Consider the following 11727-nt stretch of genomic DNA (forward strand, 5'->3'; position numbering starts at 1 on the left):
CCTCACCGCCTTCGACGACCGCCTCCCCTTCACCCTCACCGACGGCCAGCAGAAGGTCTCCCGCGAGATCTTCGACGACCTCGCGACCAGCCACCCGATGCACCGGCTCCTCCAGGGGGAGGTCGGTTCGGGGAAGGCCCAACCGCTCGACGCCCAGGTGCTCACCCCCACCGGATTCCGGCGGATGGGGGATCTGGCCGTGGGGGACGAGGTCATCGTGCCGGAGGGGGAGATCGTGCTTGTCGACGGTGTCTTCCCTCAGGGGGAGCGGCCTGTCTGGCGTCTGGTTCTCTCCGACGGAAGCTCTGTGGAGTGCGACGACGAGCACCTGTGGATCGTCGGTGCCCACCAGAGCCTGCCCACCCGGGTGATGACGACCCGGGAGATCCGCCGGGACACGTCCGAGGCGGACGGATCGCCGAAGTGGTACATCCCGGCAGCGACCCCCGTCGACCTCGGCGGTGACGCCGCCCTGCCGCTGGACCCCCACCGCCTCGGCCTCCTCCTGCCCACGGCCGATGCCGAGACCCTGCGGGAGCTGAACCCCCAGGGTGAGACGCCGCAGGACACGTCCGTCCCCGACGACTTCAAGAACACGTCCGTCAAGAACCGGCTCGCCCTGCTGCAAGGACTGCTGGACACGGGCGGCACCGCCGACGCCGACGGCGCGGCCATCTCGTTCCGCTGCGCCTCGCGCGGGCTCGCGGACGACGTCGCCTGGCTCGTCCGCTCCCTGGGCGGCCGGGCGCAAGTCCTCCCCGGGGACACGCCCTTCGACGTCTCACTGGCCCTTCCGCAGGAGCACGCCCCGTTCCGTCTGGCCCGCAAAGCCGCCCGTGTCCGTCCCCGGCCGAAGGACGACCCTTTCCGGCGCGGCATCCGAGCGGTCGAATACGTGGGCCGCAAACCGGTCCAGTGCATCAGCGTCGCTCACCCCAGCCACGCCTACATCACCGACAACTTCACCGTCACCCACAACACGATGGTCGCCCTGCGCGCCATGCTCGCCGTCGTCGACGCCGGGGGGCAGGCCGCGATGCTCGCGCCCACCGAGGTGCTGGCCCAGCAGCATCACCGGTCCGTCGTCGAGATGATGGGGGATCTCGCCGAGGGCGGGATGCTGGGCGGGTCGGAGCGGGCCACCAAGGTGGTCGTGCTCACGGGGTCGATGGGAGCCGCCGCGCGCAGGCAGGCGTTGCTCGATCTCGTGACCGGGGAGGCCGGGATCGTCATCGGGACGCATGCGCTGATCGAGGACAAGGTGCAGTTCCATGATCTGGGGCTGGTCGTGGTCGACGAGCAGCACCGGTTCGGGGTGGAGCAGCGGGACGCGCTGCGGGGGAAGGGGAAGCAGCCGCCGCATCTGCTCGTGATGACCGCGACGCCGATTCCGCGGACCGTGGCGATGACCGTGTTCGGGGACCTGGAGACGTCCGTACTCGACCAGTTGCCGGCCGGGCGCTCGCCGATCGCCACGCATGTCGTGCCCGCCGCCGACAAACCCCACTTCCTCACGCGCGCGTGGGAGCGGGTGCGCGAAGAGGTCGGCAAGGGGCATCAGGCGTACGTCGTCTGCCCCCGGATCGGGGACGAGGAGGACGCCAAGAAGGCGAAGAAGGAGGCGCCGGACGGGGACAAGCGCCCGCCGCTCGCCGTCCTCGACGTCGCCGACCAGCTGTCCAAGGGCGCGCTCGGCGGGCTCAGGGTCGAGGTCCTGCACGGCCGTATGCACCCCGACGACAAGGACGCGGTGATGCGGAGGTTCGCGGCGGGGGAGACCCACGTCCTGGTCGCGACCACCGTCATCGAGGTCGGCGTCAACGTCCCCAACGCCACCGCCATGGTGATCATGGACGCGGACCGCTTCGGCGTGTCCCAGCTCCACCAGCTCCGCGGCCGGGTGGGCCGGGGCGCGGCGGCGGGCCTCTGCCTCCTCGTCACGGACATGCCGGAGGCGAGCGCGGCCCGCCAGCGCCTCAACGCGGTCGCCTCGACGCTGGACGGCTTCGAGCTGTCGCGGATCGACCTGGAGCAGCGGCGCGAGGGCGACGTCCTGGGGCAGGCCCAGTCGGGGGCGCGCACTTCCCTGAGGGTCCTGGAGGTCATCGAGGACGAGGAGGTCATCGCGGAGGCGCGGGAGGAGGCGACGGCGGTTGTCCTGGAAGACCCCGAACTCGAGAAGTACCCGGCTCTGCGGACGGCCCTGGACGCTCTCCTGGACAAGGAGAGGGAGCAGTACCTGGAGAAGGGGTGAGCCACACTGGACCTGTACTCGACCCCGTACCAAGGATCTGAAGATGACCCGCGTGATCGCCGGAGAAGCCGGCGGACGTCGACTGGCCGTACCCCCGGGAACCGGCACCCGACCCACCTCCGACCGCGCACGCGAAGCCCTCATGTCCACCTGGGAGTCCCTCCTCGGCGGCCCCCTGAGAGACGAACGGGTCCTCGACCTCTACGCGGGCTCGGGCGCGGTCGGCCTCGAAGCCCTCTCCCGGGGCGCGAGCCACACCCTCCTCGTCGAAGCCGACCCCAAAGCGGTCCGCACCATCCGCGAGAACGTGAGATCCCTCTCCCTCCCCGGCGCCGAAGTCCGCCAGGGCAAGGCCGAGCAGATCGTCCAGGCACCCCCCGCCGCCCCCTACGACATCGCCTTCCTCGACCCCCCGTACGCCGTCACGGATCACGATCTTCGGGAGATCCTCCTCACACTCCGCACCGAACGCTGGCTCACACCAGACGCGATCGTCACCGTGGAGCGCAGCACCAGAGGCGGAGAATTCCACTGGCCGGAGGGGTTCGCACCGGTCAAGGCCCGTCGCTACGGCGAGGGAACGTTTTGGTACGGTCGCGCCGCCACGGGCGACAACGCCTCTACGTGCGAAGACGCACGATGACCGGACCGGAGAGCGAGGGATCACAAGTGCGCCGCGCCGTCTGTCCCGGGTCGTTCGACCCGATCACCAACGGACACCTCGACATCATCTCCCGCGCCTCCCGCCTCTACGACGAGGTGTACGTCGCGGTGATGATCAACAAATCGAAGCAGGGCCTCTTCGAGGTCGACGAGCGGATCGACCTGATCCGCCAGGTCACGGCCGAGTACGGCAACGTACGCGTGGAGTCGTTCCACGGCCTGCTGGTGGACTTCTGCAAGCAGCGGGAGATCCCGGCGATCGTCAAGGGCCTCAGAGCGGTCAGCGACTTCGACTACGAGCTCCAGATGGCGCAGATGAACATCGGCCTGTCCGGGGTGGAGACGCTGTTCGTGCCGACCAACCCGGCGTACAGCTTCCTGTCGTCCTCGCTCGTCAAGGAGGTCGCGACCTGGGGCGGCGACATCGCCCACCTGGTGCCGCCGATAGTCCTCGAAGCGCTCAACAAGCGCCTGCGCAAGGACTGATGGGGCACCGGGGGCTACAGTCGGCCCTGTCCGTCTCCAACACAGCGGTAGAGAGTGGCGAGCCTAGGTGGACGTACAGAAGAAGCTCGACGAGATCGTCGCGGCGGTGTCCGGCGCGAGGTCGATGCCCATGTCGGCCTCGTGCGTGGTGAACCGCGCCGAGCTGCTCGCCCTGCTGGAGGAGGTGCGCGCGGCGCTGCCCCACTCCCTCGCCCAGGCCCAGGAGCTGATCGGCGACCGCGACCAGATGGTCGACCAGGCCCGCCAGGAGGCCGAGCGGATCATCTCCACCGCGCACGCCGAGCGCGGCTCGCTGATCTCCGGCACCGAGGTCGCCCGCCGCTCCCAGGCCGAGGCGGACCGCATCCTCGCGGAGGCCCGCCGGGAGGCGGAGGAGGTCCGCGCCGAGGCCGACGAGTACGTCGACTCCAAGCTCGCCAACTTCGAGGTGGTCCTCACCAAGACCCTCGGCTCGGTCGGCCGGGGCCGCGAGAAGCTGCTCGGCACGGGCCCGGGCCTCGACGAGAACGGCTACGAGGACGAGGACGCCCCCGAGCGCAGCCACGACCCGGAGACCCTGCGCAAGGACGCCGACGCGTACGTCGACGTCAAGCTCGGCGCCTTCGAGGCGGTGCTCGCCAAGACGCTGGAGGCGGTCGGCCGGGGCCGCGACAAGCTGCACGGCCGGATCGCCACCGACGACCTCAGCGCGCTCGCCGACGACACCTCGACCTTCCAGCACTCCTCGGACGCCGACTACCTCGCCGACCTCGCGGCCCTCTCCGACCGCGAGGAGTCCTCCCGCACCGGCTCGACCCCGGTCCCGGCCCAGGCCGAGCAGCCGGCCGTCCACGGCTACGAGCAGCAGCCCGCGTACGCCTACCAGGACGGCTACGGCGGCTACGAGCAGCCGTACGCGCAGTCGGACCCGTACGCCTACCAGCAGGCCGACCCGTACGCGGCGACCGCCTACCAGGGCTACGACCAGCAGCAGACGTACGACCCGCAGCAGACCCAGCCGCACGCCCAGCAGCCGCATGCCCAGCAGTCCTACGCGCTCGACGAGACGAGCCTCTTCGACACCGGCATGATCACGCCGGAGCAGCTGCGCGCCTACGAGCAGGGGCGGGGCCTGTAGCCGGACCCGGATTGGGCTGTGCGCGAATGGTCCAGTATCCTGGCTCTTCGGTCGCGTGCACGTCCGCGATCACCGCTGCCCCGAAGCACCGCTGGGCGGCGTCTCAGCCCGAAGAGATCGAAAGCAGGAATGGCCGCGAACGCCCGCCTCGACCACCGCAACCCCCTCGTGTTCGACACGCACGAGCTGGGCCGGCGGCCCGGCGCGCTCCAGCGCCTGACCCGCGAGATCGACGCCCCCCGGGATCTCGGGATCCAGGGGGTCATCGGAGTGCCGGAAGGCGCTCCGGTCGAGCTGGACCTCCGCCTGGAGTCGGTCATGGAAGGTGTGCTCGTCACAGGCACCGCCCGTGCACGGGCCGAGGGGGAGTGCGTAAGGTGTCTGGAGCCGGTCGGCCTCGAGGTCGACGCGGACTTCCAGGAGATGTTCTCGTACCCTGACGCCGACGACCGTGGCCGCCCGAAGGCGGAACCGGTCGACGACGCCGAGGACGACGAGGACACGCTCTTCATCGAGGACGGCCTGTTCGACCTCGAACCCGTGCTGCGTGACGCGGTGGTGCTCGCACTGCCGATGCAGCCGGTGTGCCAGGACGACTGTCCGGGCCTGTGCTCCGAGTGCGGAGTGCGGCTCGCGGACGACCAGGACCACCACCACGACGCCGTCGACATCCGTTGGGCGGCATTGCAGGGACTCTCGGGTTCGCTCGAATCCGATGAGAAGGACAAGATCAGCGGCGCTGAAGCAGGCGTCGACGAGAAGCAGGAGAAGTAGCCGTGGCTGTTCCGAAGCGGAAGATGTCGCGCAGCAACACGCGCCACCGCCGGTCGCAGTGGAAGGCTGCGGTCCCCACCCTGGTTGCGTGCGAGCGCTGCCACGAGCCCAAGCTGCAGCACATCGCGTGCCCGTCTTGCGGCACCTACAACAAGCGCCAGGTCCTCGAAGTCTGAGGCTGGTGAGAGGCACTGTGTCCACGCCGAAGAAAAACTCTGCGGACAACACGGCCTCGTCCCACACGCTTCTGGAAGGGCGGCTCGGCTACCGGCTGGAGTCCGCCCTTCTGGTGCGTGCGCTGACGCACCGTTCCTACGCGTACGAGAACGGCGGTCTGCCGACGAACGAGCGGCTGGAGTTCCTCGGGGACTCCGTGCTCGGTCTCGTCGTCACCGACACGCTGTACAACACCCACCCCGACCTCCCGGAAGGCCAGCTGGCCAAGCTCCGGGCCGCGGTGGTCAACTCGCGCGCGCTGGCGGAGGTCGGCCGCGGCCTCGACCTGGGCTCCTTCATCCGGCTCGGCCGGGGTGAAGAGGGCACGGGCGGCCGGGACAAGGCGTCCATCCTCGCCGACACCCTCGAAGCGGTGATCGGCGCGGTCTATCTCGACCAGGGCCTCGACGCGGCCTCCGAACTGGTGCACCGCCTGTTCGACCCGCTCATCGAGAAGTCCTCGAACCTCGGTGCCGGCCTGGACTGGAAGACCAGTCTCCAGGAGCTCACCGCGACCGAAGGGCTCGGTGTCCCCGAGTACCTGGTCACGGAGACCGGTCCCGACCACGAGAAGACCTTCACTGCTGCCGCCCGCGTCGGAGGCGTCTCGTACGGCACCGGCACCGGCCGCAGCAAGAAGGAGGCGGAGCAGCAAGCCGCCGAGTCCGCGTGGCGCGCGATCCGCGCCGCCGCGGACGAACGGATCAAGCAGGAGGCCGCGGCTGCCGAAGCCGCTGCCGCCGACGCCGAGTCCGCCTCCGCATAAGTACGAGTCACCGAGCGCCCGCCCCGCCGAACGGGGCCGGGCGCTCGGTCCACATCCGGGGGAGCGTCATGCCCGAGTTGCCCGAGGTCGAGGTCGTCCGGCGGGGTCTGGAGCGGTGGGTGGCCGGGCGTACGGTCGCCGACGCCGAGGTCCTGCACCCCCGGGCCGTACGCCGCCACCTGGCCGGCGCCGACGACTTCGCCCACCGGCTGAAGGGCCACCGGATCGGTACGCCGGCCCGGCGCGGCAAGTACCTCTGGCTCCCGCTCGACGACGGCGGCCAGGCGATCCTCGCCCACCTCGGGATGAGCGGCCAGCTCCTGGTCCAGCCGCCCGACGCCGCCGACGAGAAACACCTGCGCATCCGCGTCCGGTTCGCCGACGACGTACAGACCCAGCTCCGCTTCGTCGACCAGCGCACCTTCGGCGGCCTCTCCCTCCACGACACGACGGACGACGGCCTCCCGGACGTCATCGGCCACATCGCCCGCGACCCGCTGGACCCCCTCTTCGACGACGAGGCGTTCCACGAGTCCCTGCGCCGCAAGCGCACCACGATCAAACGCGCGCTCCTGGACCAGTCCCTGATCAGCGGCGTCGGCAACATCTACGCGGACGAGGCCCTCTGGCGCAGCCGCCTGCACTACGACCGCCCGACCACCGGCTTCACGCGCCCCCGCACGACGGAACTCCTCGGCCACGTCCGCGACGTGATGAACGCGGCCCTCGCCGTGGGCGGCACCAGCTTCGACAGCCTGTACGTCAACGTCAACGGCGAGTCGGGCTACTTCGACCGCTCCCTGGACGCGTACGGCCGCGAGGGCGAGCCCTGCAACCGCTGCGGGACGGCGATGCGCAGGCGGCCGTGGATGAACAGGTCGAGCTACTTCTGCCCGAAGTGCCAGCGTCAGCCGCGCGTCTCGTCGTAGCGGGTGCGCGCCACGAGGACGTCGTCCATGTGGCCCTCGACGAACTGGATCAGCGTCAGCAGGCGTTCGGCGACCTCGCGGCCCAGGGGCGTCAACTCGTAGTCCACGCGCGGGGGGTTGGTCGGCTGGGCCTCGCGGTGGACGAAGCCGTCGCGTTCCAGGGCGTGCAGCGTCTGGGAGAGCATCTTCTCGCTCACGCCGTCGACCCGGCGGCGCAGTTCGTTGAAGCGCAGGGAGCCTTCGTACAGGGCTCCGAGTGTCAGGCCACCCCATCTGCCGGTCACGTGCTCCAGCGCTCCCCGGGAGACGCAGGCTTTCGCGAACACGCTGTACGGCAGGTCCTCGACCGGGGTCTCCTGGGTGCTGGTCATGGGGTAAGGGTAGGGGAAACGAGCGCTTACCGACAGGTTGCACTAACCAGCGGTAAGCGCTAACTGGTCAGTAGCCGAAGTCCTGCGTCCACCACGGCCCGCCCGAGCCGAAGTGCACCCCGACCCCCAGCGTCTTGAAGTCGCAGTTCAGGATGTTCGCCTTGTGGCCGGGGCTGTTCATCCACGCCTCCATCACGGCGGCGGGGTCGCCCTGGCCCCGGGCTATGTTCTCCCCGGCGAGGTCGCCGATCCCGGCCGCCGCGGCCCGGTCCCAGGGGGACTTGCCGTCGGGGTCGGTGTGGTCGAAGAAGCCCCGCGCGGCCATGTCCTCGCTGAACTTCTGCGCGAGATCGGCGAGGGCGCTGTTCGCGGACAGGGCGCTGCAACCGACCTTCGCGCGCTCCTCGTTGACGAGTACGAGGACCTGGGCGGCGGCCTGGAGTTCGGCGGACACGGCGTTCGCGGCCTTCGCCGGTGCCTTCGCGGCGGGTGACTTGGCGGAGGCTTCCTTCTCCTTCACCGGCGCCTCGGCCGCCTCGGAGGGGCTGGCGGAAGGTTTCGCCTCGGCGGCCTTCTTCGCGGGCGCCTTCTTCTCCTTCTCCGGCGCGGGGGACGGCTTCGGTGCGAGAGAGGGGGGTGCCGACGGGGTGGACGCCCTCGGTGCCGTGCCGGCCGCGCTGTCCGCCGTGCCCGCGGCGCCGCCCTGCTCGGAGGCCGCGTTGGTGGGGGAGTCGGAGGCGCGGACGTGGTCGCCGGAGGCGTCCGAGGCGCTGTCGCCGCCGAGCTTGTAGCTCTCCAGGCCGGGGACGAGACCCGACGTCACGGCGACCGCGCCGAGCGCGACGGCGGCGGAGACACCGAGGAGGCCGGCGCGGACGGGGCGCTTCCTGCGGCGCCGGTGCGGGCCGCCGGCGGCCGTCTCGGCGGCGCTGTCCGTCGCGTACAGGTAGTCGGAGCTGAGCGCGTTGGCGTCCGCGTACGCCTCGGGGTCCACGGAGGGCGGCATGCCCATGCCGGGGGTGTGGTCCTGCCCGGGCCCGTCGGTGCCGTACGCGTGGCCCGTCTCGGCGCGTCCGGCGGCTGCGCGTCGGTGGCGTCCCATCTGCTGGCCTTCCTCGTCCTGCGGCGTTCCCGAGCACCCCCGAGCGACACGGTCTCCGAGCCCTGTGGCCGCCGACTCCTCGTGGTCGCCGACTCCTCGCGGTCGCCCCGAATCACTCGATCGGGTGAGTTTCTTTTGGGTGGGGACGGTACCCCATGGCGTCCGAGGAGGAAGTGTCCTGAGCGACATCGGTCTGGTTGGGTGGCCTTCATGAGCGAGGATGCACGACTGGTCGCCTGGGTCCGCGGACACGTACAGGGCGTGGGATTCCGCTGGTTCACGCGGGCCAAGGCGCTGGAGATCGGAGGGCTGAGTGGTTTTGCTCTCAATTTGGCCGACGGGCGCGTACAAGTCGTCGCCGAGGGGACCCGGCGTGACTGTGAGGGACTGCTGGACTGGCTGACAGGAGACGACACGCCCGGCCGCGTGGACGGTGTCACCGAGATTTGGGACACACCGCGCGGCGGGTACGACGGGTTCGCGATCCGCTGAGCCCCGCGCGGCCGGGCGGTGCGCAGGACGCCGCCCGGGCCCGGCCGCCGAGGAAAAGAAGCAGGTGGTTGCCAAGAAGGGCGTGCTCTGGCAGGCTCCCCGTCCAAGTGCGACCGCCGCGCCCCCGGGCTCCGCGAGGCTCGCAGCACCGCCGACCGGCGCCGTGCTCGCCCGCCGGACCGCTCCGCACGGGGCGTGATCGTGTTGACCGTCAAACTTTTTGGTGAGACGCTGAGGGAACCCCGCGCACCTAGCTGTTCGGCATGGATGAACGGCAGCAACAACAGATCCTGCCCAGAGGCCGGGTGCTAATCCCTCACGACCCACACCGCTTCGGTCGGTCACTCAGTGTGGAGGACCATCCATCATGGCAAAGGCGCTTCTCGGTTACGTCGGCGGTTCCGACCCGCGACTCCTCGCCGAGATGCGACGGCTCCAGCAGCGCGTCCAGGATCTGGAATCCGAGCTCGGACGGATCCAGGCCGAGAACGACGCACTGACGGCTGCCGCTTCTCACGACAGGCTCATGGAGAGCATCGACGCACACCAGCCGGAGCCTGCGTTCACCTGATCGCTGCTGCACCGCTCCACGGCACCGTTTGAGTTGTCAAGATTTGCAAGGGACGCCTCGGCGTCCCTTCTTTTCTTTCCCCGAGCCTCTGACCCCGCGCCTCTGATTGGGCCCGGCCACTCTCTTTAACGTGTGGTGTGCCCGGCGCGTTCAGCCATGAAACCGTTAGTCCGGCGTTGGTAGAGTCCGGCGGCGTGCACCTCAAGGCCCTGACCCTGCGTGGGTTCAAGTCGTTCGCCTCCGCGACCACGCTCCGGTTCGAACCGGGGATCACCTGTGTCGTGGGGCCCAACGGGTCGGGCAAGTCCAATGTCGTCGACGCGCTCACGTGGGTCATGGGCGAGCACAGCGCGAAGTCGCTGCGCGGCGGCAAGATGGAGGACGTCATCTTCGCCGGGACGACCGGCCGCCCCCCGCTCGGCCGCGCCGAGGTCTCCCTCACCATCGACAACTCCGACGGCGCGCTGCCCATCGAGTACGCCGAGGTCACGATCACCCGGATCATGTTCCGGGGCGGCTCCAGCGAGTACCAGATCAACGGCGACACCTGCCGCCTCCTCGACATCCAGGACCTGTTGAGCGACTCCGGCATCGGCCGCGAGATGCACGTCATCGTCGGGCAGGGCCAGCTCGACTCCGTCCTGCACGCCGACCCCATGGGCCGCCGCGCCTTCATCGAAGAGGCGGCGGGCGTCCTCAAGCACCGCAAGCGCAAGGAGAAGGCGCTCCGCAAGCTCGACGCGATGCAGGCCAACCTCTCCCGCGTCCAGGACCTCACCGACGAACTCCGCCGACAGCTCAAGCCGCTCGGCCGGCAGGCCGCCGTCGCACGCCGGGCGGCCGTCATCCAGGCGGATCTCCGAGACGCGCGCTTGAGGCTGCTGGCCGACGACCTCGTACGCCTCCGCGCCGCCCTCCAGACCGAGATCGCCGACGAAGCGGCCCTCAAGCAGCGCAAGGAGACCGCTGAAGGGGACCTCAAGAAGGCGCTCCAGCGCGAGGCGCACCTCGAAGACGAGGTCCGCCGCCTGACGCCCCGCCTCCAGCGCACGCAACAGACCTGGTACGAGCTCTCCCAGCTCGCCGAACGCGTCCGGGGCACCATCTCCCTCGCCGACGCCCGCGTGAAGAGCGCGACCTCCGCACCCCCCGAGGAACGCCGGGGCCGCGACCCCGAAGACCTCGAACGCGAAGCGGCCCGCGTCCGCGAACAAGAAGCGGAACTGGAAGCCGCCCTCGAAGCCGCAGAACGCGCCCTGGAAGACACCGTCTCCCACCGCGCCGACCTCGAACGCGACCTCGCCGCCGAGGAACGCCGCCTCAAAGACGCCGCCCGAGCCATCGCCGACCGCCGCGAGGGCCTTGCCCGCCTGGGCGGCCAGGTCCACGCGGCCCGCTCCCGCGCGGCCTCGGCACAGTCCGAGATCGACCGCTTGGCAGTCGCCCGCGACGACGCGCAGGAACGGGCGGTCACCGCACAGGAGGAGTACGAGTCCCTGCGGGCCGAGGTGGAGGGCCTCGACGCCGACGACGAAACCCTGACACAGGCCCACGAGGCAGCGAAACGCTCCCTGTCGGAGGCGGAATCAACGCTGAGCGCGGCAAGAGAAGCGGCGGTGTCGGCCGAACGCCAACGAGCGGCGACGAAGGCACGACACGACGCCCTGTCCCTCGGCCTGCGCCGCAAGGACGGCACAGGGATAGTGCTGGCGGCGAAGGACAGGCTCACGGGGGTGCTGGGCCCGGCGGCAGAGCTGCTGACGATCGAGCCGGGGTACGAAGTCGCCCTGGCGGCAGCGTTCGGCGCGGCGGCGGACGCGGTGGCGGTGACGGGGGTGAGGTCAGCGGCGGAGGCGATCAGGCTGCTACGGAAGCAGGACGGGGGGAGGGCGACGCTGTTGGTGGCGGGCGATAGCCCGTCCTTTAGGGGCGCGGGGCTGTGTCCGATGTGCGGCTACCGCCGCG

Annotated in this window: 13 protein-coding genes; 11 read left to right on the forward strand and 2 right to left on the reverse strand. The window is 70.4% G+C overall.

Annotated elements, in window-relative coordinates; translation table 11 throughout:
* The 8 genes from AOK24_RS22490 to mutM form a co-directional block, all read left to right on the forward strand.
* The coding region (locus AOK24_RS22490) for a helicase-related protein (protein ID WP_055721874.1) at positions 1 to 2254 on the forward strand (2254 nt) is incomplete at its 5' end.
* Positions 2154 to 2897 carry a 16S rRNA (guanine(966)-N(2))-methyltransferase RsmD gene (gene rsmD / locus AOK24_RS22495; protein ID WP_276206850.1) on the forward strand — a complete coding sequence of 248 codons (744 nt, stop codon included), beginning with the start codon at positions 2154 to 2156 and terminating at the stop codon, positions 2895 to 2897. The genes AOK24_RS22490 and rsmD, both read left to right, overlap by 101 nt.
* Before the next feature lie 26 nt (positions 2898 to 2923).
* Entirely contained in the window at positions 2924 to 3403 is a 480-nt protein-coding gene (gene coaD / locus AOK24_RS22500; protein WP_010353878.1) for a pantetheine-phosphate adenylyltransferase, read from the forward strand.
* A gap of 67 nt (positions 3404 to 3470) precedes the next feature.
* Positions 3471 to 4541: an ATP synthase F0 subunit B gene (locus AOK24_RS22505; RefSeq protein WP_055721876.1), complete on the forward strand. Its 1071-nt coding sequence runs from the start codon at positions 3471 to 3473 to the stop codon at positions 4539 to 4541.
* A 129-nt stretch (positions 4542 to 4670) separates the two neighbouring features.
* Positions 4671 to 5315, forward strand: a complete 645-nt coding sequence (locus AOK24_RS22510; RefSeq protein WP_055721877.1) for a YceD family protein — start codon at positions 4671 to 4673, stop codon at positions 5313 to 5315.
* Between the two features lie 2 nt (positions 5316 to 5317).
* Positions 5318 to 5491, forward strand: a complete 174-nt coding sequence (gene rpmF / locus AOK24_RS22515; protein WP_007493396.1) for a 50S ribosomal protein L32 — start codon at positions 5318 to 5320, stop codon at positions 5489 to 5491.
* 17 nt (positions 5492 to 5508) lie between these two features.
* Positions 5509 to 6297: a ribonuclease III gene (rnc, locus tag AOK24_RS22520; protein WP_055721878.1), complete on the forward strand. Its 789-nt coding sequence runs from the start codon at positions 5509 to 5511 to the stop codon at positions 6295 to 6297.
* Positions 6298 to 6365: 68 nt separating this feature from the next.
* Positions 6366 to 7226 carry a bifunctional DNA-formamidopyrimidine glycosylase/DNA-(apurinic or apyrimidinic site) lyase gene (gene mutM, locus AOK24_RS22525; protein ID WP_055721879.1) on the forward strand — a complete coding sequence of 287 codons (861 nt, stop codon included), beginning with the start codon at positions 6366 to 6368 and terminating at the stop codon, positions 7224 to 7226.
* On the opposite strand, the gene AOK24_RS22530 is transcribed toward mutM, so the two are convergent.
* Together AOK24_RS22530 and AOK24_RS22535 are read right to left on the reverse strand one after the other, a co-directional pair.
* Entirely contained in the window at positions 7205 to 7597 is a 393-nt protein-coding gene (locus tag AOK24_RS22530) for a winged helix-turn-helix transcriptional regulator (protein ID WP_055721880.1), read from the reverse strand. The genes mutM and AOK24_RS22530 overlap by 22 nt on opposite strands.
* 67 nt (positions 7598 to 7664) lie before the next feature.
* The gene (locus AOK24_RS22535; protein WP_055721881.1) at positions 7665 to 8699 is read right to left on the reverse strand and encodes a CAP domain-containing protein; all 1035 of its coding nucleotides are present in this window, start codon (positions 8697 to 8699) and stop codon (positions 7665 to 7667) included.
* 210 nt (positions 8700 to 8909) lie between these two features.
* Between AOK24_RS22535 and AOK24_RS22540 the strand changes: the two genes are divergently transcribed.
* From AOK24_RS22540 to AOK24_RS22550, 3 genes are all read left to right on the forward strand, one after another.
* Positions 8910 to 9191, forward strand: a complete 282-nt coding sequence (locus tag AOK24_RS22540) for an acylphosphatase (protein ID WP_055721882.1) — start codon at positions 8910 to 8912, stop codon at positions 9189 to 9191.
* Positions 9192 to 9558: 367 nt separating this feature from the next.
* Positions 9559 to 9762: a hypothetical protein gene (locus AOK24_RS22545; protein WP_010353869.1), complete on the forward strand. Its 204-nt coding sequence runs from the start codon at positions 9559 to 9561 to the stop codon at positions 9760 to 9762.
* A 194-nt stretch (positions 9763 to 9956) separates the two neighbouring features.
* The coding region (locus AOK24_RS22550; RefSeq protein WP_159051951.1) for a chromosome segregation SMC family protein at positions 9957 to 11727 on the forward strand (1771 nt) is incomplete at its 3' end.

This window comes from Streptomyces niveiscabiei (assembly GCF_001419795.1).
In the GTDB taxonomy this organism is placed as follows: Bacteria; Actinomycetota; Actinomycetes; order Streptomycetales; family Streptomycetaceae; genus Streptomyces; species Streptomyces niveiscabiei.